The 24,096-nt window shown below is 65.1% G+C and carries 28 protein-coding genes; all 28 read left to right on the plus strand.

Going from position 1 to position 24,096, the window contains the following annotated elements:
* Positions 1 to 281: 281 nt before the first annotated feature.
* The 28 genes from AC3WJD_RS16995 (at position 282) to rplO (ending at position 24,090) form a co-directional block, all read left to right on the plus strand.
* Positions 282 to 6,023, plus strand: coding sequence for an alpha-2-macroglobulin family protein (locus AC3WJD_RS16995; protein ID WP_492747907.1), 5,742 nt, complete (start codon positions 282 to 284; stop codon positions 6,021 to 6,023).
* Positions 6,024 to 6,123: 100 nt separating this feature from the next.
* Complete coding sequence (pbpC, locus tag AC3WJD_RS17000; protein ID WP_492747908.1) at positions 6,124 to 8,250, plus strand: penicillin-binding protein 1C; 2,127 nt, start codon at positions 6,124 to 6,126, stop codon at positions 8,248 to 8,250.
* A 65-nt stretch (positions 8,251 to 8,315) separates the two neighbouring features.
* Positions 8,316 to 9,599: a Na+/H+ antiporter NhaA gene (gene nhaA, locus AC3WJD_RS17005; protein WP_492747909.1), complete on the plus strand. Its 1,284-nt coding sequence runs from the start codon at positions 8,316 to 8,318 to the stop codon at positions 9,597 to 9,599.
* Between the two features lie 258 nt (positions 9,600 to 9,857).
* A complete protein-coding gene (gene rpsL, locus AC3WJD_RS17010) occupies positions 9,858 to 10,229 on the plus strand; it encodes a 30S ribosomal protein S12 (protein WP_106639566.1) in 372 nt (123 codons plus the stop codon).
* A 15-nt stretch (positions 10,230 to 10,244) separates the two neighbouring features.
* Positions 10,245 to 10,715: a 30S ribosomal protein S7 gene (gene rpsG / locus AC3WJD_RS17015; protein WP_492747910.1), complete on the plus strand. Its 471-nt coding sequence runs from the start codon at positions 10,245 to 10,247 to the stop codon at positions 10,713 to 10,715.
* Between the two features lie 42 nt (positions 10,716 to 10,757).
* Positions 10,758 to 12,830, plus strand: coding sequence for an elongation factor G (fusA, locus tag AC3WJD_RS17020; protein ID WP_492747911.1), 2,073 nt, complete (start codon positions 10,758 to 10,760; stop codon positions 12,828 to 12,830).
* Between the two features lie 51 nt (positions 12,831 to 12,881).
* Positions 12,882 to 14,072, plus strand: a complete 1,191-nt coding sequence (tuf, locus tag AC3WJD_RS17025) for an elongation factor Tu (protein ID WP_492747912.1) — start codon at positions 12,882 to 12,884, stop codon at positions 14,070 to 14,072.
* A 118-nt stretch (positions 14,073 to 14,190) separates the two neighbouring features.
* Positions 14,191 to 14,502, plus strand: coding sequence for a 30S ribosomal protein S10 (gene rpsJ / locus AC3WJD_RS17030; RefSeq protein WP_222989363.1), 312 nt, complete (start codon positions 14,191 to 14,193; stop codon positions 14,500 to 14,502).
* A gap of 157 nt (positions 14,503 to 14,659) precedes the next feature.
* Positions 14,660 to 15,418: a 50S ribosomal protein L3 gene (gene rplC / locus AC3WJD_RS17035; RefSeq protein WP_492747913.1), complete on the plus strand. Its 759-nt coding sequence runs from the start codon at positions 14,660 to 14,662 to the stop codon at positions 15,416 to 15,418.
* Between the two features lie 3 nt (positions 15,419 to 15,421).
* Positions 15,422 to 16,048: a 50S ribosomal protein L4 gene (rplD, locus tag AC3WJD_RS17040; RefSeq protein ID WP_492747914.1), complete on the plus strand. Its 627-nt coding sequence runs from the start codon at positions 15,422 to 15,424 to the stop codon at positions 16,046 to 16,048.
* Positions 16,041 to 16,361, plus strand: a complete 321-nt coding sequence (locus tag AC3WJD_RS17045) for a 50S ribosomal protein L23 (protein WP_492747915.1) — start codon at positions 16,041 to 16,043, stop codon at positions 16,359 to 16,361. Before rplD ends, AC3WJD_RS17045 begins: the two co-directional genes overlap by 8 nt.
* Positions 16,361 to 17,197, plus strand: coding sequence for a 50S ribosomal protein L2 (gene rplB / locus AC3WJD_RS17050; protein WP_492747916.1), 837 nt, complete (start codon positions 16,361 to 16,363; stop codon positions 17,195 to 17,197). The genes AC3WJD_RS17045 and rplB overlap by 1 nt, the downstream gene beginning before the upstream one ends.
* 3 nt (positions 17,198 to 17,200) lie before the next feature.
* A complete protein-coding gene (gene rpsS, locus AC3WJD_RS17055; protein ID WP_492747917.1) occupies positions 17,201 to 17,476 on the plus strand; it encodes a 30S ribosomal protein S19 in 276 nt (91 codons plus the stop codon).
* A complete protein-coding gene (rplV, locus tag AC3WJD_RS17060; protein WP_119765390.1) occupies positions 17,476 to 17,853 on the plus strand; it encodes a 50S ribosomal protein L22 in 378 nt (125 codons plus the stop codon). The genes rpsS and rplV overlap by 1 nt, the downstream gene beginning before the upstream one ends.
* Positions 17,853 to 18,548, plus strand: coding sequence for a 30S ribosomal protein S3 (rpsC, locus tag AC3WJD_RS17065; protein WP_492747918.1), 696 nt, complete (start codon positions 17,853 to 17,855; stop codon positions 18,546 to 18,548). Before rplV ends, rpsC begins: the two co-directional genes overlap by 1 nt.
* A 61-nt stretch (positions 18,549 to 18,609) precedes the next feature.
* Entirely contained in the window at positions 18,610 to 19,032 is a 423-nt protein-coding gene (gene rplP, locus AC3WJD_RS17070) for a 50S ribosomal protein L16 (RefSeq protein ID WP_241632890.1), read from the plus strand.
* Positions 19,033 to 19,044: 12 nt separating this feature from the next.
* Complete coding sequence (gene rpmC, locus AC3WJD_RS17075) at positions 19,045 to 19,257, plus strand: 50S ribosomal protein L29 (RefSeq protein ID WP_492747919.1); 213 nt, start codon at positions 19,045 to 19,047, stop codon at positions 19,255 to 19,257.
* Positions 19,258 to 19,267: 10 nt separating this feature from the next.
* The gene (rpsQ, locus tag AC3WJD_RS17080) at positions 19,268 to 19,531 is read left to right on the plus strand and encodes a 30S ribosomal protein S17 (protein WP_119765382.1); all 264 of its coding nucleotides are present in this window, start codon (positions 19,268 to 19,270) and stop codon (positions 19,529 to 19,531) included.
* A 62-nt stretch (positions 19,532 to 19,593) separates the two neighbouring features.
* Entirely contained in the window at positions 19,594 to 19,962 is a 369-nt protein-coding gene (gene rplN / locus AC3WJD_RS17085) for a 50S ribosomal protein L14 (protein ID WP_119765380.1), read from the plus strand.
* 2 nt (positions 19,963 to 19,964) lie between these two features.
* Complete coding sequence (rplX, locus tag AC3WJD_RS17090) at positions 19,965 to 20,285, plus strand: 50S ribosomal protein L24 (RefSeq protein WP_492747920.1); 321 nt, start codon at positions 19,965 to 19,967, stop codon at positions 20,283 to 20,285.
* Positions 20,278 to 20,853, plus strand: a complete 576-nt coding sequence (rplE, locus tag AC3WJD_RS17095) for a 50S ribosomal protein L5 (RefSeq protein ID WP_492747921.1) — start codon at positions 20,278 to 20,280, stop codon at positions 20,851 to 20,853. The genes rplX and rplE overlap by 8 nt, the downstream gene beginning before the upstream one ends.
* A 38-nt stretch (positions 20,854 to 20,891) precedes the next feature.
* A complete protein-coding gene (rpsN, locus tag AC3WJD_RS17100; RefSeq protein ID WP_241632894.1) occupies positions 20,892 to 21,197 on the plus strand; it encodes a 30S ribosomal protein S14 in 306 nt (101 codons plus the stop codon).
* Positions 21,198 to 21,209: 12 nt separating this feature from the next.
* Positions 21,210 to 21,605 (plus strand): 30S ribosomal protein S8, encoded by a 396-nt coding sequence (gene rpsH / locus AC3WJD_RS17105; protein ID WP_492747922.1) that lies wholly within the window; start codon positions 21,210 to 21,212, stop codon positions 21,603 to 21,605.
* Complete coding sequence (gene rplF / locus AC3WJD_RS17110) at positions 21,605 to 22,138, plus strand: 50S ribosomal protein L6 (protein WP_492747923.1); 534 nt, start codon at positions 21,605 to 21,607, stop codon at positions 22,136 to 22,138. The genes rpsH and rplF overlap by 1 nt, the downstream gene beginning before the upstream one ends.
* A gap of 3 nt (positions 22,139 to 22,141) precedes the next feature.
* A complete protein-coding gene (gene rplR, locus AC3WJD_RS17115) occupies positions 22,142 to 22,495 on the plus strand; it encodes a 50S ribosomal protein L18 (protein ID WP_492747924.1) in 354 nt (117 codons plus the stop codon).
* A 2-nt stretch (positions 22,496 to 22,497) separates the two neighbouring features.
* Entirely contained in the window at positions 22,498 to 23,223 is a 726-nt protein-coding gene (gene rpsE, locus AC3WJD_RS17120; RefSeq protein ID WP_492747925.1) for a 30S ribosomal protein S5, read from the plus strand.
* 5 nt (positions 23,224 to 23,228) lie between these two features.
* On the plus strand, positions 23,229 to 23,411 hold the full coding sequence (gene rpmD / locus AC3WJD_RS17125) for a 50S ribosomal protein L30 (protein ID WP_492747926.1): 183 nt from the start codon (positions 23,229 to 23,231) through the stop codon (positions 23,409 to 23,411).
* A 145-nt stretch (positions 23,412 to 23,556) separates the two neighbouring features.
* Positions 23,557 to 24,090 (plus strand): 50S ribosomal protein L15, encoded by a 534-nt coding sequence (gene rplO, locus AC3WJD_RS17130; protein WP_492747927.1) that lies wholly within the window; start codon positions 23,557 to 23,559, stop codon positions 24,088 to 24,090.
* Positions 24,091 to 24,096 lie beyond the last annotated feature (6 nt).

Raw genomic sequence — 24,096 nt, forward strand, 5'->3', positions numbered from 1 at the left:
AACACTTTCTCCGCGCTTCCAGCGTTCCCACAGCTCCGCCCTCTGGGCCAACGTGAAATGAACCCGCGATGTCACCATCACACACCTCCTCATCCTTCAAAATTAGAAGGTGTTGCGATGACCAGTTGAATCCACCCCCCCATATCCGACAGCCCCGATTCGGATTCGATAAGCATCCGAAATGATTATGTTCTTGGCAAGTAGTATCGAAAATCATCTTATTATCTGGACTTAGGGCGCAGATTCACGTCACTCTCCGGCGTTCGCAAGGGGAGACTCGGATGCTGACACGAGCCTGGCGTTTCGCGATTCTTGCTTTGGCACTGGCGCCGGTTGCCGCTTCGGGCGACCAGACCGCGCAGGTGGTGCTGGCGACGCCGGGCGCGGGTGGAGGCGCGATCGAGCGCTTCACGCTGCGCTTCTCCGATGACATGGTTCCGCTCGGCGATCCGCGCGCGACCGCCCCCGCCAAGGTAAGCTGTGCGGTCGGCGGCGAGGGGCGCTGGATCGATCCCAGAACCTGGGTCTGGGATTTCGAACGCGCGCTGCCCGGTGGCGTCTCGTGCGATTTCGCGCTCAACGACGGATTGAAGACGCTCGCGGGCAGCCCGATCAGCGGCCAGCGCAAGTTCACCGTCGACACCGGCGGCCCTTCGGTCCGCGCGGTGCTGCCCGGCCAATATGACGGCGATATCGAGGAGGATCAGATCTTCCTCGTTGCGACCAATGTCCGGCCCGACGCGGCTTCGGTCGCGGCCAACGGCTATTGCGCGGTCGACGGCGTGGGCGAGAAGATCCCGCTCGACGTGTTGAAGCCCGAGGTGGTCGACACCGTGCTCTCGGGGCTGGGCAAGGACAATTACCGCGTCACCAATTTCCTCAACGAAGCCGGGTTGCCCGAGGCGATCCCCCAAAACGCAGCGGAACGCGGCAGGGCTTGGGAGACGGTCACCGCGGTCAAATGCCGGCGTCCGCTTCCTCCGGGGCGCGACATGGCGGTGGTGTGGGGACAGGCGATCAGCGGAGCGGGACGGATCGCCGGACGCGACCAGCGCTTCGACTTCACCGTGCGCAAGGAGTTCGCGGCGCGCTTCGAATGCTCGCGCGTCAATCCGCAGGCGGGGTGCAATCCGGTGCAAAGGGCGTGGGTCCGCTTCAGCGCGCCGATAGCCGTGGAGACGGCGAAGGCGATCCGCATCGAGGCCGCCGGCGGCAAGACGCTGACGCCCAAGGTGGACAATGATGGTGCCGCCACGGTCTCGCAGGTGAGCTTCGAGGCGCCGCTGCCCGCCTCCACCACCGCGAAACTGATCCTGCCCGCGGGCGTGAAGGACGAAAGCGGCCGCCCGCTCGTCAACCAGCAGCGCTTCCCGCTCGAGGTGAAGTTCGATGACGCGCCGCCGCTGGTGAAGTTCGCGGCCAATTTCGGGATCGTCGAGCTGGGGGAGGGCGGGGTCCTTCCCGTCACGGTCCGCAATGTCGAGCCCGAACTGCAGGGGCGCAATCTGGGTGTGACCGGCCAGAGCCTGCGCGTTGCCGGATCGGACGGCGAGATCGCCAGATGGCTGCGCGATATCGAGGAGGCGAGCGAAAACGACTTCCGCACCGAGAAGCGGGGCGGCGAGGACGTGACGGTCAACTATACCGGCACCAGGGCGCTGATTGCGGGCAAGGGCAGTCCGCTGAAGATCGGCCTGCCCGGCAAGGGCCGCGATTTCGAGGTGGTTGGCGTGCCGCTGACCAGACCCGGATTCTATGTCGTCGAGTTCGCCAGCCCGCGGCTGGGCATGGCGTTGCTCGGGCGCGATGTGCCGCGCTATGTCACCGCGGGTGCGCTCGTCACCAATATGAGCGTGCATTTCAAATGGGGCCGCGGGCGCTCGCTGGTCTGGGTCACCGCGCTCGACAGCGGCAAGCCCGTCGCGGGGGCGGACCTGCGCGTCACCGACAGCTGCACGGGCAGGGTGCTCGCCGAAGGGAAGAGCGGGCCGGGCGGGCAACTTGGCGTCAACGGACTCCCCGAGCCCGAAACCTATGGCAGCTGCGAAGGCGCCAACAATCCGCATCCGCTGATGGTCTCAGCGCGCAAGGGCGACGATTTCAGCTTCACGCTCACCAATTGGGGCAAAGGGATCCGCCCCTATGATTTCGATCTGCCCTATGGCTGGAGCGAGAGCAGCGACATCTTCCACACCGTCTTCGATCGCACGCTGATCCGCCAGGGCGAGACGGTGAACATGAAGCATATCGTGCGCTCGCCCGTCGCCGAGGGCTTCCGCTTCGCGGGCGGCTTCACCGGGACGCTCAAGCTCAGCCACAGCGGGTCGGGCACCGAGTTCGAGCTGCCGCTGACGATCGGTGGCGACGGCATCGGCGAGACGAGCTGGACCGCGCCCAGGGGCGCGCCGATGGGCGATTATGCGATCTCGGTGGTCAATGGCGACAAGACGATCTGGACCGACCAGTCGGTCAAGGTCGACGAGTTTCGCCTGCCGACGATGAAGGCGACGGTCAGTGGACCCAAGGAGGCGGCGATCCGGCCGAAGCAGCTGCCGCTCGATCTGTTCGTCGGTTATCTTTCGGGCGGCGGCGCAGGCGGGCTGCCCGTGCGGCTGCGCACCGCCTTCTCGCCGGGCTACTCCGTGCCCAAAGGCTGGGATGGGTGGAGCTTCGGCGGGCGGCTGATCAAGGAAGGCACGGTGCCGCTCAACGGCGACGGCGAGGAGATCGACGCGCCGCTGCCGCCCGCGCAGACATTGCCCGTGACACTCAACGGCGAGGGAACGGCCAAGGCGACGATCGATATCCCCGTCACCTTCGACAGCCTCACCGACATGACGGTCGAGATGGATTATGAGGACGCCAATGGCGAGATATTGACCGCGACGCGGACGATCCCGCTTTACCCTTCGGCGGTCCGTGTCGGCATCAAGACCGATGGCTGGATGATGAAGGAGGACGATCTTCGCCTGAAGCTCGTCGCGATCGACACAGAAGGGCGTCCGATCAAGGGCAAGCGCATCAAGGTCGACCTGTACAGTCGCGAGATACTCACCGCGCGGCGACGGCTGATCGGCGGCTTCTACGCCTATGACAACCAGGCGCGCACGACGAAGATCGATGCGAACTGCGCGGTGTCGACCGACGCGCAGGGGCTCGCTGAATGCGCGCTCGATCCGGGCGTGTCGGGCGAGGTCTATGCGGTTGCCACAGCGGAGGACGATGACGGCAACGTGGCGCGCGCGACGACATCGGTCTGGCTCGCGGGCGAGGACGACTGGTGGTTCGGCGGCGACAATGGCGACCGGATGGACCTGATCCCCGAGCAGAAGGAATACAAGGCGGGCGACACCGCGCGCTTCCAGGTGCGCATGCCCTTTCGCGAGGCGACCGCGCTGGTGACGGTCGAGCGCGAAGGCGTGCTGTCGAGCTTCGTGGCAAACCTGTCGGGCAAGGATCCCGTGGTCGAGGTGAAGATGCCGGGCGCCTATGCGCCCGACGTCTATGTCTCGGTGATGGCGGTGCGCGGGCGCGTCGGCGGCTTCAGGCTTTGGCTCGCTGATCTGGCGCGGCGCTGGAACCTGCCGTTCTTCTCGCGCGACGTCGCCAAGCCGACCGCGCTGGTCGACCTCGCCAAGCCAAGCTACCGGCTGGGTATCGCCAAGGTGTCGGTGGGCTGGGAGACGCACCGACTGGGTGTCGAGGTGAAAGCCGACAAGGGCAAATATTCGGTGCGCGACACCGCGAATGTCGACGTCGCGGTGACTTTGCCGGGCGGCAAGCCTGCCGACTCCGCCGAGATCGCCTTCGCCGCGGTGGACGAGGCGCTGCTGCAGCTTTCGCCCAATCCCAGCTGGGATCTGATCGACGCGATGATGGGCGAGCGTCCCTTGTCGGTGCTGACCTCGACCGCGCAGACGCAGATCGTCGGCAAGCGGCATTACGGCAAGAAGGCGGTCGAGGCGGGCGGCGGGGGCGGCGGTGATCTGTCCGCGCTCAACCGCGAGGACTTCCGCCCGGTGCTGCTGTGGAAGGGGCGCGTGAAACTCGATGCGCAGGGTCATGCGAAGATCCCGGTGCAGCTCTCCGACTCGCTCTCCGCGTTCAGGCTGGTGGCAATCGCGACCGATGGAACCTCGCTGTTCGGAACCGGCGACGTCTCGGTCCGCACGTCGCAGGATCTTTCGATCTTCTCGGGCGTGCCGCTGCTGGTGCGCACCGGCGATTTCTTCGGTGCGAGCTTCACGTTGCGCAATGCTTCGGATCGTCCGATGACGGTGACCGCGACGGTGAAACTCAACCCCGCGGTCGCGACGGGCAAGCCGCTGACGGTGACGCTGCCGCCGGGCCGCGCGGCGCCGGTGACGTGGAACCTGCCCGCGCCCGCCAATGTGGACAAGCTCGAATGGACCGTCGAGGCGCGCGCCGCGGACGGCAAGGCGGTCGACCGGATCACGGTGATGCAGGATGTCGTGCCCGCGGTACCCGTCGAGACATGGGCGGCGACACTGCTCCGGATCAATCCGGCGGGCACGCAGCTGCCCGTGATGGCGCCCGCGGGCGCATTGCCGGGGCTGGGCGGCGTCGATGTGCGCCTGTCCGATACGCTGGCGCCGCCGATGGCGGGGGTGCGCGACTATATGGCGCGTTATCCCTATGGCTGTTTCGAGCAGCAATTGTCGCGCGCAGTGGTGCTCGGCGATCAGGGGGCATGGGGCCGGCTTTCGGGCGAGATTCCTGCCTATCTCGATAATGACGGGCTGCTGCGCTACTTCCCGATGGAGCAGTTGCAGGGTTCGGAGGCGCTGACCGCCTATGTGCTGTCGATGACCGCGGAGGCGGGCTGGGCGATCCCCGATGGCGCAAAGGCGCGGATGGTCTCCGCCATGCAGGCGGTGATCGATGGCCGGCTGAAGCGCGAGAACGCATGGTCGGGCGATGCGCGGCTCAATCGCATCGCGGCGCTTGCGGCGCTTGCGCGCAACGGGGCGGCCACGCCGCAGATGCTCGGCCAGATCGGGCTTTCGCCGCAGGACATGCCGACCAATGTGCTTGCCGACTGGCTCGTCGCGATCGACCGGATCGGGGGGCTGCCCAACCAGGCGCAGCTCCGCAATGCGGCGCAGGCCGCGCTCCGGCAGCGCTTCGTCTATGAAGGCTCGCGCATCGACTTCTCTGACGGCGACAGCGCGCCCTGGTGGCTGATGTCGTCGGAGGACGAGATGGCGATGAAGGTGCTCGCCGCCACGCTCGGCAAGCCCGGCTGGCAGGACGAGGGCCCGCGGCTGATGGCGGCCTCTGCGATGCGCCAGCAACTCGGGCACTGGGACACCACCACCGCCAACGCGTGGGGTGCGATCGCGGTCCGGAAGTTCGCGGGCCTCTATCCCGCAAGCGCGGTCGCGGGCACGACCACCGCCACGCTGGGCGGCCAGACGCTGAGCCGCGGCTGGCCGCAGGCGGTCGACGCGCCGCCGCTGATGCTGAGGCTGCCCGCGGCGCGGTCGCCGCTCGTGCTGAAGCAGGCGGGCGGGGAAGGCCCGTGGGCGCTTGTCTCGGTACGCGCCGCGGTGTCGCTGACGCGTGCGCTGTTCGCCGGCTATCGCGTGAGCCGGACCGTCACCCCCATCGAGCAGAAGGTGAAGGGGCGTTTCACGCGCGGCGACGTACTCAAGGTGACGATCACCGTCGATGCCACCGCCGAGCGCAACTGGGTGGTGATCAGTGATCCCGTCCCGCCGGGCGCGACCGTGGTCGGCAATCTCGGCGGCCAGTCGAGCATCCTCGCCCAGCTCGGCGGGGAAGGCGGCGAGGGTGTGCAGCCCAGCTATGTCGAGCGCGGCAAGGATGCCTGGCGCGGCTATTTCGAATGGGTACCGCGCGGGCGCTTCACCGTGTCCTATGCGGTGCGGCTGAACGGCGTCGGCCGCTTCTCGCTGCCGCCGACCCGGGTCGAGGCGCTCTATTCGCCCGATATCCGTGCGGCGGTTCCCAATGCGCCGATGGAGGTGGTGTTGCGATGAAATCTCCGTCCAAGTCCGTCATCCCAGCGAAAGCTGGGATCTGTGCCAGGACAAGGCGCAATCTGGTCGGGAGATGCCAGCTTTCGCTGGCATGACGTGGATGAGATCGGCATCGATCACGCGGCGGCACGTCTTGTGGGCCCTTGCCGCGCTCGCCTTCATCGCCTTCACCGTGCTGTGGTTCCTCACGGTACCGCCGCCGCTGCCGAGCTATGCCACAGCCAAGGCACGCTGGCAGCCGAGCGAAGCCTGGCTCTACGACCGCAACGGCGCGTTGATCGACAGCATGCGCGTCGATTTCGAGGCGCGCCGGCTCGCCTGGACGCCGCTCGACCAGATCGCGCCGGTGGTGCGCGAGACGCTGATCGCCGCCGAGGACAAGAGGTTCGAGGACCATCGCGGGGTCGACTGGCTCGCGGTTCTCGGATCGCTGCGCGCACGGATCGAAGGAAAGCGCGCGCGCGGCGCGAGCACGCTGTCGATGCAGGTGGCGGCGTTCCTCGCGCCCGAGCTCGCCGCGCCCGGCGCGCGCGGCTGGCGGGACAAGGCGCGGCAGATGCGCGCGGCGATGGCGCTCGAGGATCACTGGTCCAAGGACGAGATCCTCGAGGTCTATCTCAATCTCGCGGGCTATCGCGGCGAGGCGCAGGGCATCGGCGCGGCGGCGCTTTCGCTGTTCGGAAAGACCCCCGACGCGCTCGGTCGCACCGAGGCGCTGCTGCTCGTTGCGCTGCTGCCCGATCCGCGCGCGGGCCCGCAGCAACTGGCGCGGCGTGCCTGCGCGCTCGGCAAGCCCGAGGAGTGCCCCGCGCTGCGGACAGAGGAGGCCGCCATGCTCGGCCCCGCGCGTCAGCTCGCGCTCGATCCGGGGCTTGCGCCGCATTTGGCGCAGAAGCTGCTGGCCGCGCCGGGGATGAAGTTGAAGACCACGCTCGACACGCGCGCGCAGCGGATCGCGGTCGCGGCGCTGACGCGGCAGCTGCGCGGGCTCGGCAGCGACCGCGCGCGCGACGGCGCGGTGGTCGTCGTCGACAATGCCAGCGGCGACGTGCTCGCCTATGTCGGCGGGGTCGGCGGTGCCTCGACCGCGGCGGCGGTCGATGGAGCGGGCAGCTATCGGCAGGCGGGATCGACGCTCAAGCCCTTCCTCTACGCGCAGGCGATCGAGCGCGGCTACCTCACCCCCGCATCGATCCTCGACGACAGCCCCGTCCAGCTCGATACCGCTTCGGGGCTTTATGTTCCGCAGAACTATGACCGCGACTTCAAGGGGCCCGTCTCGGTGCGCAGCGCGCTTGCCGGATCGCTGAACGTGCCCGCGGTGCGCACGCTGGTGCTGACGGGTGTCGACAGTTTTCGCGACCGGCTGTGGGACACGGGCTATCATGGGCTGACCGAGGACGGACAATATTACGGCTTCTCGCTCGCGCTGGGCTCCGCCGAGGTGACGCTGCTCGAACAGGCGGCCGCCTATCGCGCCCTCGCGTTGGGCGGGCGCTGGTCGCCGCTGCGCATCAGGACGGACGCACCGCACACGGTATCGCGCCCCGTCTTCACGCCGCAGGCGAGCTGGATCGTCGCCGACATGCTCGCCGATCCCGATGCGCGTGCGCGTGCCTTCGGGCTCGACAGCGCGCTGAGGCTCCCCTTCTGGGCGGCGGTGAAGACCGGGACCTCCAAGGCGATGCGCGACAACTGGTGCATCGGCTTTTCGGACCGCTACACCGTCGCGGTCTGGATCGGCAATCTCGAGGGCGATTCGATGCGCGCGGTCTCGGGCACCAGCGGCGCCGCGCCCGTCTGGCGCGACGTGATGCGCGCGCTCCATGCCGACCGGCCGGGCAGGGCGCCGCCCGCGCCGCGGGGAATCGAGCAGCGTCGCATCACCTTTGCCGACGCGATCGAGCCGCCGCGCACCGAATATTTCCTGAAAGGCACGGGCCAGGCGCTCGTCGGCGCTGCGCCCGCGACCGCTCGACGCCCGCGCATCACCAGCCCGGTCGCGGGCAGCGTCTATGCGCTTGACCCGGATATCCCCGTCGATCGCCAGCGGATGGCGGTGATGGTCGCGGGGGAGGTGACAGGGCACCGTCTTGTGCTCGACCGCCGCGATCTGGGCGCCGCCGACGGGCGGCCGCTCGTCCTCGCGGGACCGGGCGCGCACCGGCTCGTCCTGCTCGATCCCGCGGGCAAGCCGATCGACAGCCTGATGTTCACGGTGCGCTGACCCGCATGTTTTCCTTGAATGCCTTGGGCCTTCTTTCCTAGAGAGGGTGCCGAAGGGGTAAGGCGATGGCCGCACGACAGGGCGCGCGTTCGGCGCTGCGCGATTTCCTCCAGAGCGAGGCAGCGGGCGGCATCATCCTGATGATCGCGGCGGCGCTGGCGATGATCGTGGCGAACAGCCCGCTCCACGACGCCTATCATCATCTGTTCCACGCCGAGACCGGGCCGGTGCTGAGCGACAAGCTCGGGCCGATGACGCCGCACCTCTGGATCAATGACGGGCTGATGGCGGTGTTCTTCCTGCTCGTCGGGCTCGAGATCAAGCGCGAGTTTATCGACGGCAGGCTCTCCACCTGGAAGCAGCGACGACTGCCCGTGATCGCGGCGGCGGCGGGGATGATCGTGCCCGCGTTGCTTTATCTGACCTTCACGCGCGAGGATTCGGCACTGCACGCAGGCTGGGCAATTCCGGCGGCGACCGATATCGCCTTTGCGATCGGCGTGCTCGCGCTGCTCGGATCGCGCGCGCCGACCTCGCTCAAGCTGTTCCTGACGACCGTCGCGATCGTCGATGACATGGGCGCGGTCGCGATCATCGCGATCGCCTATACCGCGAGCATCAAGGGACTGGCGATCGCGGCTGCCGGCGTCGTGCTCGGTACGATGTATGCGATGAACCGGCTCGGCGTACGTGCGCTCTGGCCCTATCTGATCGCCTTTGCCCTGCTCTGGTACGCGGTGCTGCTTTCGGGCGTGCACGCAACGATCGCGGGCGTGCTCGCGGCGATGGCGATCCCGATCGTGAAGACGCCCGGCGCACCCGATTCGAAAGAGTCGCCGCTTCACCGGCTCGAGCACGCGCTGCATCCGTGGGTCGCGTATCTGATCGTGCCGGTGTTCGGTTTCGCCAATGCCGGCGTGTCGCTGCAGGGCATGGGGCTGGCGCAGATCTTCGCGCCATTGCCGCTCGGCATCGCCGCAGGTCTGTTCCTCGGCAAGCAGATCGGCATTTTCGGCAGTATCTGGGTATCGGTGCGGCTGGGAATCGCGACTACGCTGCGGGGCGCGACTTGGTTGCAGGTCTATGGTGTCGCGATGTTGTGCGGGATCGGCTTCACCATGAGCCTGTTCATCGGCGCGCTCGCCTTTCCGGGCAATCCACTGCTTGTCGAGGAGGCCAAGCTCGGCGTGCTGCTCGGCTCGACGGTCTCGGCGCTGGCAGGTTTCCTCGTCCTTCGTCTGGCACCCCGGCATCCCGGGCATGTCCGCGAGGAACGCGAGCAGACGGCCGAGATCGACCGTGACGGCGATGTCCGGTCGATCGAGGAGCAGGGCGTCGCGCGGACCTGATCCCGGTCCCGCCATGCGGATGCAGTGCCGCCGAAACGCGCAGGTTGACCGCATCCGACTCCATCGTTATAGGCCGCCCCGTCCTGCGGGCTGGTGGTGGATTCTCCATCCAGACGCTGTCCTTTTGCAGGGCAAGACATAGAGCTTGAACATTGCTGAAGCGAGTGAAGGCCTGGGGGGCCGATTTGGCGCCCGGGGTCCTTTTTGCATTTTGAATGTCATGGGCTTTGGCAAAGTAACTTAGAAGGTGAAGGCTTCATGCCAACGATCAATCAGCTGATCCGCAAGGGTCGGGAACCCCAGAAGGCACGCTCGAAGGTGCCCGCGATGGAAGCAAACCCGCAGAAGCGTGGCGTTTGCACCCGCGTTTATACCACGACCCCGAAAAAGCCGAACTCGGCGCTTCGCAAGGTGGCCAAGGTCCGCCTGACGAACCAGCGCGAGGTCATCAGCTACATCCCCGGTGAAGGTCACAACCTTCAGGAGCACTCGGTTGTGCTTATCCGCGGCGGCCGCGTTCGCGACCTTCCCGGTGTTCGCTACCATGTTCTCCGCGGCGTGCTCGACACGCAGGGCGTCAAGGATCGCAAGCAGAGCCGTTCGAAGTACGGCGCGAAGCGTCCCAAGTAAGAAGGTTTAGCTGATATGGCTCGTCGTCGTCGTCCCGAGAAGCGGGAAATCCTGCCTGACCCCCGTTTCGGTGATCAGGTTCTTTCGAAATTCATGAACAGCGTCATGCTGGACGGTAAGAAGGCCGTCGCCGAAGGCATCGTCTATGGTGCGCTCGAAACCGTCGAGGCCAAGGCCAAGAAGGATCCGATCGGCGTTTTCCATGACGCGCTCAACAATGTGAAGCCGGGCATCGAGGTCCGCAGCCGCCGCGTCGGTGGTGCGACCTATCAGGTTCCCGTCGAGGTCCGTCCGGACCGCGCCCAGGCGCTTGCCATCCGCTGGCTGATCTCGGCCGCGCGCGCGCGCAGCGAGAACACCATGTCGGCACGCCTTTCGGGCGAGCTGCTCGATGCGGCGAACAATCGCGGCAACGCGGTCAAGAAGCGTGAGGACACGCATCGTATGGCCGAAGCCAACCGCGCCTTCTCGCATTATCGCTGGTAATTTGAACGCCGGGGCCGCGCCCCGGCTTTGGAGTTTATGACAATGGCACGCAGCCATCCGCTCGACCGATACCGTAACATCGGCATCATGGCGCACATCGACGCCGGCAAGACCACGACGACCGAGCGCATCCTCTATTACACCGGCAAGTCCTACAAGATCGGCGAAGTGCACGAAGGCACCGCGACGATGGACTGGATGGAGCAGGAGCAGGAGCGCGGCATCACGATCACGTCGGCCGCGACGACCTGTTTCTGGAACGATCACCGGATCAACATCATCGACACCCCCGGCCACGTCGACTTCACTATCGAAGTCGAGCGTTCGCTGCGCGTGCTCGACGGTGCGGTTGCGTGCTTCGACGGCGTTGCCGGCGTTGAGCCGCAGTCCGAGACGGTGTGGCGCCAGGCCGAGAAGTACAAGGTTCCGCGCATGTGCTTCGTCAACAAGCTCGACCGCACCGGTGCGAGCTTCGAGCGTTGCGTCGACATGATCAAGGACCGCCTCGGCGCGCGTCCTGCGGTGCTCTATCTCCCCATCGGTATCGAGGGTGGTTTCAAGGGCCTCGTCGACCTCGTCGAGAACCGCGCGATCATCTGGCTCGAAGAGTCGCTGGGTGCGAAGTTCGAATATCAGGACATCCCCGATGACCTGAAGGACGCAGCCGAAGCGGCGCGCGCCGAGCTGATCGAAATGGCGGTCGAGCAGGACGACGACGTGATGGAGGCGTATCTGGAGGGCAACGAGCCCGACACCGCCACCCTCAAGAAGCTGATCCGCAAGGGCACGCTGAACTTCTCGTTCGTGCCCGTGCTGTGCGGCTCGGCGTTCAAGAACAAGGGCGTCCAGCCGCTGCTCGACGGCGTTGTCGACTATCTGCCGTCGCCGCTCGACATTCCCGCGGTTCAGGGCCTCAAGCTCGACGGCGAGACCCCGGATTCGCGTCCGGCCGAGGACAAGGCGCCGTTCTCCGCGCTTGCGTTCAAGATCATGAACGACCCCTTCGTGGGCTCGCTCACCTTCGCGCGCATCTATTCGGGCAAGCTCGAAAAGGGCACCGTCCTGAACTCGGTGAAGGACAAGAAGGAAAAGATCGGCCGTATGCTCCTCATGCACGCGAACTCGCGTGAGGACATCGACGAGGCGTTTGCCGGCGACATCGTCGCGATCGCTGGTCTCAAGGAGACCACGACGGGCGACACGCTGTGCGATCCGCAGAACCCGATCATCCTTGAGCGGATGGAATTCCCCGATCCGGTCATCGAGCTCTCGGTGGAGCCCAAGACCAAGGCCGACCAGGAAAAGATGGGCATCGCGCTCAACCGCCTGGCTGCCGAGGATCCCTCGTTCCGCGTTTCGACCGACCATGAGTCGGGCCAGACCATCATCAAGGGTATGGGCGAACTTCACCTCGAGATCCTCGTCGACCGCATGAAGCGCGAGTTCAAGGTCGAGGCCAATGTCGGCGCGCCGCAGGTGGCGTATCGCGAATACCTCGCGAAGAAGGTCGACATCGACTACACCCACAAGAAGCAGTCGGGTGGTTCGGGTCAGTTCGGCCGCGTCAAGGTCACCGTGATCCCCGGCGAGCGCGGTTCGGGCTACCAGTTCTTCGACGAGATCAAGGGCGGCAACATCCCCCGCGAATATATCCCGTCGGTGGAAAAGGGCTTCCGCGAGACCGCCGAGACCGGCTCGCTGATCGGCTTCCCGATCATCGACTTCGAGGTGCACCTGACCGACGGTGCGTACCACGACGTCGACTCGTCGGCGCTGGCGTTCGAAATCTGTGCCCGTGGCGCGATGCGCGAAGCGGCCCAGAAGTCGGGCATCAAGCTGCTCGAGCCGATCATGAAGGTTGAGGTTGTGACGCCCGAGGATTATCTGGGCGACGTGATCGGTGACATGAACTCCCGTCGCGGGCAGATTCAGGGCACCGACAGCCGCGGCAACGCGCAGGTGGTTGAAGCTCTCGTTCCCCTGGCCAACATGTTCGGCTATGTGAACCAGCTTCGCTCGTTCACGCAGGGGCGTGCGCAGTACACCATGCAGTTCTCGCACTATGACGAGGTCCCGGCGAACGTCGCCGAGGAAGTAAAGGCGAAGCTCGCCTGATTTTAATATTGAGCCAATTGAGCTTGGGACAGAAAGACGAGGGTTAGATAAATGGCGAAAGCTAAGTTTGAGCGGACGAAGCCGCACTGCAACATCGGCACCATCGGTCACGTCGACCACGGCAAGACGTCGCTGACGGCCGCGATCACGAAGGTTCTGGCCGAGACCGGCGGCGCAACCTTCGTCGACTATGCCAACATCGACAAGGCGCCCGAAGAGCGCGAGCGCGGCATCACCATCTCGACCGCGCACGTCGAGTATGAGACCGAAGCGCGCCACTATGCGCACGTCGACTGCCCCGGCCACGCCGACTATGTGAAGAACATGATCACCGGCGCGGCGCAGATGGACGGCGCGATCCTCGTCGTGTCGGCCGCTGACGGCCCGATGCCCCAGACCCGTGAGCACATCCTGCTCGCGCGCCAGGTCGGCGTTCCCGCGCTCGTCGTGTTCATGAACAAGGTCGACCAGGTCGATGACGAAGAGCTCCTCGAGCTCGTCGAGCTCGAAATCCGCGAGCTGCTGTCGTCGTACGACTTCCCCGGCGACGACATCCCCGTCGTCAAGGGTTCGGCGCTTGCCGCGCTGGAAGACTCGAACAAGACGATCGGCCACGACGCCGTTCTCGAGCTGATGCAGCAGGTTGACGCCTACATCCCGCAGCCCGAGCGTCCGGTCGACAAGCCCTTCCTGATGCCGATCGAAGACGTGTTCTCGATCTCGGGCCGCGGCACCGTCGTCACCGGCCGTGTCGAGACCGGCATCGTCAAGGTTGGCGAGGAAGTCGAGATCGTCGGCATCAAGGACACCAAGAAGACGACCGTCACCGGCGTTGAAATGTTCCGCAAGCTGCTCGACGAAGGTCGTGCAGGCGACAACATCGGCGCGCTGATCCGTGGCGTCGGCCGTGAGGAAGTCGAGCGTGGCCAGGTTCTGGCCAAGCCCGGCACGATCACGCCGCACACCGACTTCTCGGCCGAAGTGTACGTGCTGTCGAAGGAAGAGGGCGGCCGTCACACGCCGTTCTTCGCGAACTATCGTCCGCAGTTCTACTTCCGCACCACCGACGTCACCGGCGAGGTCATCCTCCCCGAGGGTACCGAGATGGTGATGCCCGGCGACAACGTGACCCTCAACGTCAAGCTCATCGCGCCGATCGCGATGGACCAGGGTCTTCGCTTCGCAATCCGTGAAGGCGGTCGTACCGTCGGCGCAGGGGTTGTCGGAACGATCACGAAGTAATATAGGGCACCGCAGCCGCCCGATTCTCTCTACGGGAATCGGGCGGCTCGCCTTTTAATAGTAACAGTTTTCACCCCGCTTTCGGGCGGGGTTTGGCTCTTTCGCATTGGTAGTGGACATGGAAACGCAGAATATCCGTATTCGCCTGAAGGCGTTCGATCATCGAGTGCTGGATCAGGCAACTGGCGACATCGCCGACACGGCGCGCCGCACCGGCGCCCTTATTCGCGGTCCGATTCCTCTTCCGACGCGCATTGAGAAGTTCACCGTGAACCGCGGCCCGCACATCGACAAGAAGTCGCGGGAGCAGTTCGAGGTTCGCACCTACAAGCGGCTGCTCGACATCGTGCAGCCCACGCCGCAGACCGTCGACGCGCTGATGAAGCTCGACCTCGCCGCGGGTGTGAACGTAGAGATCAAGCTGGCCTGAGCCGGCACGATACAAGGGATACCGCGCAGCTTTGCTGCGGTCTGCGTCCCCCGCTCTCCCTGAAAAGGGATCAGCCCAGGCGGGGCACGCATCACATTATTGGGCTGGCACGCCCCCGGAAATGGTTCCGTGGGCCTCTGTATAAGGAGCAAGGATCATGCGCACTGGCGTGATCGCGAAGAAAATGGGGATGACCCGCCTGTTCAAGGACGATGGCCGCCATGTGCCCGTCACCGTCCTTTCGCTCGAAGGCTGTCAGGTTGTTGCGCGCCGCGAAGCGGACCGCGATGGCTATGTTGCCGTCCAGCTGGGCGCGGGCTCCGCAAAAGCGAAAAACGTTTCGAAGCCCGTTCGCGGGCATTTCGCTAAGAACGAAGTCGAGCTGAAGGCGCGCGTCGCCGAGTTCCGCGTCGCTGACGATGCGCTGCTCGATGTCGGCGCGGTCATCGCTGCCGATCACTTCGTTCCCGGCCAGCTCGTCGATATCGCCGGCCAGACCCAGGGTAAGGGTTTCGCGGGTGCGATGAAGCGCTGGGGTTTCGGTGGTATGCGTGCCACCCACGGCGTGTCGATCTCGCACCGTGCGCACGGTTCGACGGGTAACCGTCAGGATCCGGGCCGCGTCTTCAAGAACAAGAAGATGGCCGGCCACATGGGCGACCGTCAGCGCACGCAGCAGAACCTCGAGATCGTTTCGACCGACGTCGAGCGCGGCCTCATCTTCGTGAAGGGCTCGGTGCCGGGCTCGAAGGGCGCCTGGCTGCTCGTCAAGGACGCGGTCAAGGTTCCGCGCCACAGCGATGCTCCGTATCCCGCCGGCCTGAAGCAGGCCGCGAATTCCAACAATGACGCTCCTGCGGACGTCCCGGCCGAGGCCGAGGCTCCCGTCGAAGCGACCGAAGGCCAGGAGGGCTAAGCCGTGAAGGTCAAGGTTCAAACCCTCGACGCCAAGGGCAAGGGCGATATCGATCTCAACGACGAGATCTTCGGCCTTGAGCCGCGTGCGGACATTCTGCACCGCGTCGTCACCTGGCAGCTCGAGAAGCGTCGCGGCACCGCCCGCGGCACCCGCGAGCGTTCGGATGTCGCGCGCACCGGCAAGAAGTTCGGTCGCCAGAAGGGCGGCGGTACTGCCCGTCACGGCGATCGCCGCGCTCCCGTCTTCATCGGCGGTGGTAAGGCTCACGGTGCCCGCGTTCGCGACTTCAACCCGTCGCTGAACAAGAAGGTCCGCACGCTCGGCCTCAAGATGGCGCTGTCGTCGAAGGCCAAGGCCGGCAACCTCATCGTCATGGAAAGCCTGACGGTGAAGGACGGCAAGACCAAGGCTCTGGCCGCCGATCTGGCGAAGCTGGGCTTCGGCAAGACCGCGCTCGTCATCGACGGCGACACCGTCGAGCAGAGCTTCGCGCTCGCTTCCGCCAACCTGCACGCGATCAACGTGCTCCCGGCGATCGGCGCGAATGTCTATGACATCCTGAAGCATGACACGCTGGTGCTGACCCGCGCCGCTGTCGAAAAGCTGGAGGCCCGCTTCAATGGCTAAGAAACAGGCAGCCGCGATCGACAACCGTCACTACGACGTCGTGGTCGCACCCGTCATCACCGAGAAGTCGACGCTGGTCTCGGAACACAACGCAGTTGTGTTCAAGGTCGCGAAGGATGCTTCGAAGCCGCAGATCAAGGCGGCGATCGAAGCGCTGTTCGACGTCAAGGTCACCGGCGTGAACACGTTGGTCCAGAAGGGCAAGACCAAGCGCTGGAAGGGCAAGCCCTACACGCGCTCGGACGTGAAGAAGGCGATCGTCACGCTGGCCGAGGGTAACTCGATCGACGTGACGGAAGGGGTGAAGGCGTAATGGCACTCAAGCAATACAACCCGACGAGCCCCGCGCGTCGCGGCCTCATCCTCGTCGACCGTTCGGGTCTCTTCAAGGGCCGGCCCGTCAAGGCGCTGACCGAAGGCAAGAAGAAGACCGGCGGCCGCAACAACAAGGGGCATGTGACCTCGCGCGGCATCGCCGGCGGTCACAAGCAGAAGTATCGCATCATCGACTTCAAGCGTCGCAAATGGGATATGCCCGCGACCGTCGAGCGGATCGAATACGACCCCAACCGCACCGCGTTCATCGCACTGGTCAAGTACCAGGACGGTGAGCTCGCATACATCATCGCGCCGCAGCGTCTTGGCGTTGGCGACACCGTCGTCGCCGGCAGGAAGACCGACGTGAAGCCGGGCAACGCGATGGAGCTGGGCCAGATGCCCGTCGGCACCATCGTCCACAATGTGGAGATGAAGCCGGGCAAAGGCGGTCAGATCGCACGTTCGGCAGGCACCTATGTGCAGGTCGTCGGCCGTGATCGCGGTCTCGTGATCGTCCGCCTGAACTCGGGCGAGCAGCGCTACATTCGCGGCGAGTGCATGGGTACGGTTGGCGCGGTTTCGAACCCCGACAACTCGAACCAGAACCTCGCCAAGGCGGGCCGCAACCGTTGGCTGGGCAAGCGCCCGCTGACCCGCGGTGTCGCGAAGAACCCGGTCGACCACCCGCACGGCGGTGGTGAAGGCCGGACCTCGGGCGGCCGTCATCCGGTCACGCCCTGGGGCAAGCCGACCAAGGGTGCGCGCACCCGTCACAACAAGGCGACGGACAAGATGATCATCCGTTCGCGTCACGCGAAGAAGAAGAGGTAAGCCATGGCCCGTTCCATCTGGAAAGGTCCGTTCGTCGACCTGCACCTGCTGAAGAAGGCCGAGACCGCTCAGGAGAGCGGTGGTCGCGCGCCGATCAAGACCTGGTCGCGCCGTTCCACCATCCTGCCGCAGTTCGTCGGGCTGACCTTCAACGTCTACAACGGCCGCAAGTTCGTTCCCGTCTCGGTGAACGAGGACATGGTCGGCATGAAGCTCGGTGAATTCGCGCCTACGCGCTTCTTCCCCGGCCACGCAGCCGACAAGAAGGGTAAGCGCTAATGAGCAAGCAGGCAGCCCCCCGCAAGGTCGGCGAGAAGGAAGCGCTGGCCGTGAACACCAATGTTCGCGGCTCGGCGCAGAAGCTGAACCTCGTTGCGGCGCTTATCCGCAACAAGAAGGTCGGCGACGCGCTGAACATCCTCGCTTTCTCGAAGAAGGCGATGGCAGTCGATGTCCGCAAGGTGCTCGCGAGCGCGATCGCCAATGCCGAGAACAACCACAACCTCGACGTCGACGCGCTGGTCGTCGCCGAAGCGAGCGTTGGCAAGAGCATCACGATGAAGCGTTTCGCCGCCCGTGCGCGCGGCCGTTCGACGCGCATCGAAAAGCCCTTCAGCCGCGTGCGCATCGTGGTTCGTGAGCAGGAAGAAGCATAATGGGTCAGAAGAGCAATCCGATCGGGCTCCGTCTCCAGATCAACCGGACCTGGGACAGCCGCTGGTTCGCGGAAGGGCAGGACTATGGCCGGCTCCTCCTCGAGGATCTGAAGATCCGCAAGTACATCATGAAGGAGCTGCCCCAGGCAGCGATCTCGAAGGTGGTGATCGAGCGTCCGGCCAAGCTGTGCCGCGTCTCCGTCTATGCTGCACGCCCCGGCGTGATCATCGGCAAGAAGGGCGCGGACATCGAGAAGCTTCGCAAGAAGCTCGCCGCGATGACCTCGAGCGACGTTTCGCTGAACATCGTCGAGATCCGCAAGCCCGAGATCGACTCCAAGCTCGTCGCGCAGTCGGTTGCCGACCAGCTCGAGCGTCGTGTCGCTTTCCGTCGCGCGATGAAGCGCGCGGTGCAGTCGGCGCTGCGTCTGGGCGCCGAGGGCATCCGCATCACCTGCGGCGGCCGTCTTGGCGGCGCGGAAATCGCGCGTGTCGAATGGTATCGCGAAGGCCGCGTTCCGCTGCACACGCTGCGCGCGAACGTCGACTATGCGGAAGCCGAAGCCCACACCGCCTATGGCGTGTGCGGTATCAAGGTCTGGATCTTCAAGGGTGAAATCCTTGGCCACGATCCGATGGCCCAGGACCGGCTCATGATGGAAGCACAAACCTCGGGGGTCCGGCCCGCGCGGTAAGGCTTTCCAGCCTACCAGCACGGCCTGATCGACCGACAATCGGTGTCAGAAGGCGAAAACAATGCTGCAACCCAAGAAGACCAAGTTCCGCAAGGCGTTCAAGGGCCGCATCCACGGCGACGCCAAGGGTGGCACCGAGCTGAACTTCGGTGCGTTCGGCCTCAAGGCTCTTGAGCCCGACCGGATCACCGCACGCCAGATCGAAGCGGCACGCCGCGCGATCACCCGCCACATCCGCCGTCAGGGCCGTTTGTGGATCCGCGTGTTCCCCGACGTTCCGGTTTCGAAGAAGCCGGCCGAAGTCCGTCAGGGTAAGGGTAAGGGCTCCAACGAATATTGGGCAGCCCGCGTGAAGCCCGGCCGCATTCTGTTCGAGCTGGACGGCGTTCCCGGCCCGCTCGCGCGCGTCGCTTTCGAGCGCGCCATGGAAAAGCTGCCCATCAAGACCAAGGTGGTCGCCCGCCTTGGCGAATCGATGCACTGAGGAATTTGAGAGATGGCCAAGACCAAGGACGATCTCGCGGTGAAAACCGACGATCAGCTTAGCGAGCAGCTGGGCGAGCTGAAGCGGGAGCAGTTCAACCTGCGCTTCCAGGCCGCGACCAACCAGCTCGAGAAGCCGTCGCGTGTGCGCGAGGTGCGTCGCACCATCGCCCAGATCAAGACGCTCCAGACCGCGCGTGCGCGCGCTGCTGCGGCAAAGGCATAAGGAAGACATCATGCCCAAGCGCGTGCTGACCGGAACGATCGTTTCCGACAAGACCGACAAGACCGTGGTGGTGAAGGTGGAGCGCCGGGTGAAGCACCCGCTCTACGGCAAGATCATCAAGCGGTCCAAGAAGTACCACGCCCATGACGAGGCGAATGAGTACCGCGAAGGAGAGACCGTGCGCATCGAAGAGACCGCGCCGATCTCCAAGCTGAAGACGTGGAAGGTCGTCGAGCGCGTGGATACCCACGCCACGCCGGCCACCGCGGGCTGAACTAGTTTTACAACGGAACTCCCGGGGCATCCCGGAAAGCCAGGTAAGAAGGAAGCGGATCTATGATCCAGATGCAGTCAAATCTTGACGTCGCTGACAACAGCGGCGCCAAGCGCGTCCAGTGCATCAAGGTGCTCGGCGGTTCGAAGCGCCGCACCGCGGGCGTGGGCGACGTGATCGTCGTTTCCGTCAAGGAAGCGGCGCCGCGCGGCAAGGTGAAGAAGGGTGACGTGCATCGCGCGGTCATCGTTCGCACCGCCAAGGACATTCACCGTCCCGACGGTTCGGTGATCCGGTTCGACGGCAATGCCGCGGTGCTGGTCAACAAGAACGAGGAGCCGATCGGCACCCGTATTTTTGGCCCCGTCGTTCGCGAGCTGCGCGCCAAGAACTTCATGAAGATCATCAGCCTTGCGCCGGAGGTGCTCTAACCATGGCTGCTGCCAAGATCAAAAAGGGTGACACCGTCGTCGTCCTGTCCGGCAAGGACAAGGGCCGCACCGGTGAGGTCACCAAGGCCCTTCCCAAGGAGGGCAAGGTGATCGTGTCGGGCATCAACGTCGCGACGCGCCACCGCAAACCCACCCAGGCCAACCCGCAGGGCGGCCTGGAGCGCATCGAAGCGCCGATGCATGCCTCGAAGGTCGCGATCGCCGATCCCAAGAGCGGCAAGCCGACGCGCGTGCGCTTTGAAACCAAGGACGGCAAGAAGGTCCGCGTGGCCGTGAAGTCCGGGGAGGTCATCAATGGCTGACAAGTACACACCGCGCTTCGAGAAGCTGTACCAGGACACGATCGCCAAGGCGATGACCGAGAAATTCGGTTACAAGAACGTGATGGAAGTCCCCCGCCTCGAGAAGATCGTTCTCAACATGGGCGTGGGCGAAGCGACGCAGGACAAGAAGAAGGTCGAGACCGCAGCTGCCGAAATGGAGCTGATCGCCGGCCAGAAGCCCGTCGTGACCAAGGCGAAGAAGTCGATCGCGCAGTTCAAGCTGCGCGAAGGCATGCCGATCGGCGTGAAGGTGACCCTTCGCCGCGACCGGATGTACGAATTCCTCGACCGGTTCATCACCATCGCGCTGCCGCGCGTCCGCGACTTCCGCGGCCTGAACCCGAAGAGCTTCGACGGGCGTGGCAACTATGCGTGCGGTCTCAAGGAACAGATCGTGTTCCCCGAGATCAACTACGACCGTATCGAAAAGGTTCGGGGCATGGACGTGATCGTCACGACCACCGCAAAGACCGACGAGGAAGCGCGCGAGCTGCTCCGTCTCTTCGGTTTCCCGTTCCCCATTGAAGAAGAAAAGCAGGCGGCCTGAAGGCCGTCTCGCTAGTAGGAAAGGCGAGAACTTAAGTCATGGCGAAACTGAGTTCGATCAACAAGAATGAGCGTCGCAAGAAGCTGGTGAAGAAGTACGCCGGCCGCTATGCGAAGCTGAAGGCGATTGCCGCGGACAACTCGCTCGACGAGACCGAGCGGCTCATTGCGCGGCTGAAGATGGCCGAGATCCCCCGCAACGGGAATCCCACGCGGATTCGCAACCGCTGCGAGCTCACGGGCCGTCCGCGCGCCTATTACCGCAAATTCCGTCTCTGCCGCGTGCAGCTGCGTGATCTGGCCAACAAGGGCCTGATCCCGGGTGTCACGAAGTCGAGCTGGTAAGGATTACAGATCATGGCATTGACCGATCCTTTGGGTGACCTGCTCACCCGCATCCGCAACGGCCAGCGGGCCCGCAAGGACAGCGTGGTTTCACCCGCGTCCAAGCTGCGCGCGCGCGTTCTCGACGTGCTCCAGCGCGAAGGCTATATCCGCGGCTACAAGGAAGAGGCGCTGGGCGACCACAATGGCCTGCGCATCGAACTGAAGTATTTCGAGGGCCAGCCCGCGATCCAGCATGTCGCGCGCGTCTCGAAGCCGGGCCGCCGCGTCTATTCGGGTTCGAAGGACCTGCCGCGCGTGCGCAACGGCCTCGGCATCACCATCGTGTCGACGCCGAAGGGCGTTCTCTCGGACGCCGAAGCGCGCGAGCAGAATGTCGGCGGCGAAGTGCTGGCGGAGGTGTTCTGATGAGCCGCATCGGTAAAGTTCCGGTCGCGATCCCCGCGGGGGTGACGGCGACCATCGAAGGCGCGATCCTCTCGGTCAAGGGACCGAAGGGCACGCTCTCCATGCCCATGCTCGATGACATCAGCTATGGCATCGAGGAAGGCCGCATCGTGGTGAAGCCCGCCAACGAGACCAAGCGCGCGCGCTCCTTCTGGGGCATGCACCGCACGCTGGTGCAGAACCTGGTCACCGGCGTGACCGACGGGTTCAGCAAGGTCCTCGAGATCACTGGCGTCGGCTACCGTGCGAACGCGCAGGGCAAGAAGCTCAAGCTTCAGCTCGGCTACTCGCACGACGTGGACATCGACGTGCCCGAGGGCATCGAGATCAAGACCCCGGACAACACGACGGTCGAGATCTCGGGCATCGACAAGCAGAAGGTGGGCCAGGTTGCGGCCGAAATCCGCCGCTGGCGCAAGCCCGAGCCCTATAAGGGCAAGGGTATCAAATATCGCGGCGAGTATATCTTCCGCAAAGAAGGCAAGAAGAAGTAAGCCATGGCGAAACTCTCTCTCTTCGAGCGGCGCCGTCAGCGCGTCCGCACCGCACTCAAGGCCCGCGGCGCGCTGCGCCCCCGGCTTTCGGTTCATCGCTCGGGCAAGCACATCTATGCCCAGGTCATCGACGATGCGGCGGGCAAGACCGTCGCTTCGGCCTCGACGCTGGAAAAGGACGTGCGCGGCAAGACCGGCGCCACTGCCGAGGCTGCGGCCGAGGTTGGCAAGCGCGTCGCCGAGGCTGCCAAGAAGGCGGGCGTCACCAGGGTGGTGTTCGACCGTGGCGGCTTCCTGTTTCACGGACGCGTCAAGGCGCTGGCGGATGCCGCGCGTGAAGGCGGATTGGAGTTCTGATTATGGCTGACGAAACCGAAAACAAGGGCGTCGAAGCCGCTCCCGCAGCCGCTCCCGAAGGTCAGCCGACCGAGGGTCGTGGTCCCCGTGGCCCGCGTGGCGGCCGTGGCGGCCGTGGCGGTGGCGGCGATCGTGACCGCGGCGGCCGTGGCCGTCGCGACGATCGTCGCGGTGGTCCGCAGGAGGAGCAGGGTGAAGAGCTCATCGAGAAGCTCGTCCACATCAACCGCGTCTCCAAGACCGTGAAGGGCGGTAAGCGCTTCGGCTTCGCCGCGCTCGTCGTCGTCGGCGACGGCAAGGGCCGTGCAGGCTTCGGCCATGGCAAGGCGCGCGAGGTGCCTGAGGCGATCTCCAAGGCGACTGCCGCTGCCAAGAAGGCAATGGTCCGCGTTCCGCTGAAGGAAGGCCGCACGCTGCATCATGACGGCAACGGTCACTTCGGCGCGGGCAAGGTCACGCTGCGTTCGGCGCCTGCGGGTACCGGCATCATCGCGGGCGGCCCGATGCGCGCCGTCTTCGAGAGCCTTGGCGTTGCCGACGTTGTCACCAAGTCGGTCGGCACGTCCAACCCGTACAACATGATCCGGGCGACCTTCGAGGCGCTTGGCGAACAGACCAGCCCCAAGTCGGTTGCGCAGCGCCGCGGCAAGAAGATTGCCGATCTGCTGCGTCGCGGCGGCGCCTCCGAGGCGGTTGCCCAGGCCGACGCCGAAGCGGTCGTGGAGTAAGTCACATGGCCAAGAAGACGATCAAGGTTACCCAGACGGGTTCGCCGATCCGCCGTCACCCCGATCAGCGCAAGACGCTGATCGGCCTCGGCCTCAACAAGATGCACCGCACCGTGGAACTGGAGGACACCCCCTCGATCCGCGGCATGGTGCAGAAGGTCCACCACCTCGTGCAGGTGGCCGAGTAAATTTAATATTGGACGTCACCCCAGCGAAAGCTGGGGTCTTCCAACGGAAAGGGCGCTGAGCCTTATGCCAAGGAGATGCCAGCTTTCGCTGGCATGACGTCTTCTGATTCTACAAGCGCGAACATAGCGAAAGCGAGTGCAACACATGAAACTCAACGACATCCGTGACAACAAGGGCGCCCGCAAGGAGCGCGTGCGCGTCGGCCGTGGTATCGGTTCGGGGCTCGGCAAGACCGCCGGCCGCGGCCAGAAGGGTGCCAAGGCACGCTCGGGCGTTGCGATCAACGGCTTCGAGGGCGGCCAGATGCCGCTCCACATGCGCATCCCGAAGCGCGGCTTCAACAACATCTTCGCCAAGGATTTCGCCGAGGTGAACCTGGGCGCGATCCAGAAGCTGGTCGATGCCAAGACACTCGACGGCAAGGGCGTGATCGACCATGCCGCGCTCAAGGCCGCGGGCGTTGCGCGCGGCGGCAAGGACGGCGTGCGCATCCTCGGCAAGGGTGAACTGACCGCGAAGCTCAGCTTCAAGGTCGCCGGCGTGTCGAAGGGCGCGAAGGAAGCCATCGAGAAAGCGGGCGGTTCGGTCGAGGTGATCGAGGTGGTGCCGGCTGCCGAGAAGGCTGCCGCCAAGAAGGGCAAGACCCTGGCTGCCAAGAAGGAAAAGGCGAAGGGCTGAATCGTC

This window comes from Sphingobium sp. FW306-1B-F04DB (assembly GCF_058781925.1).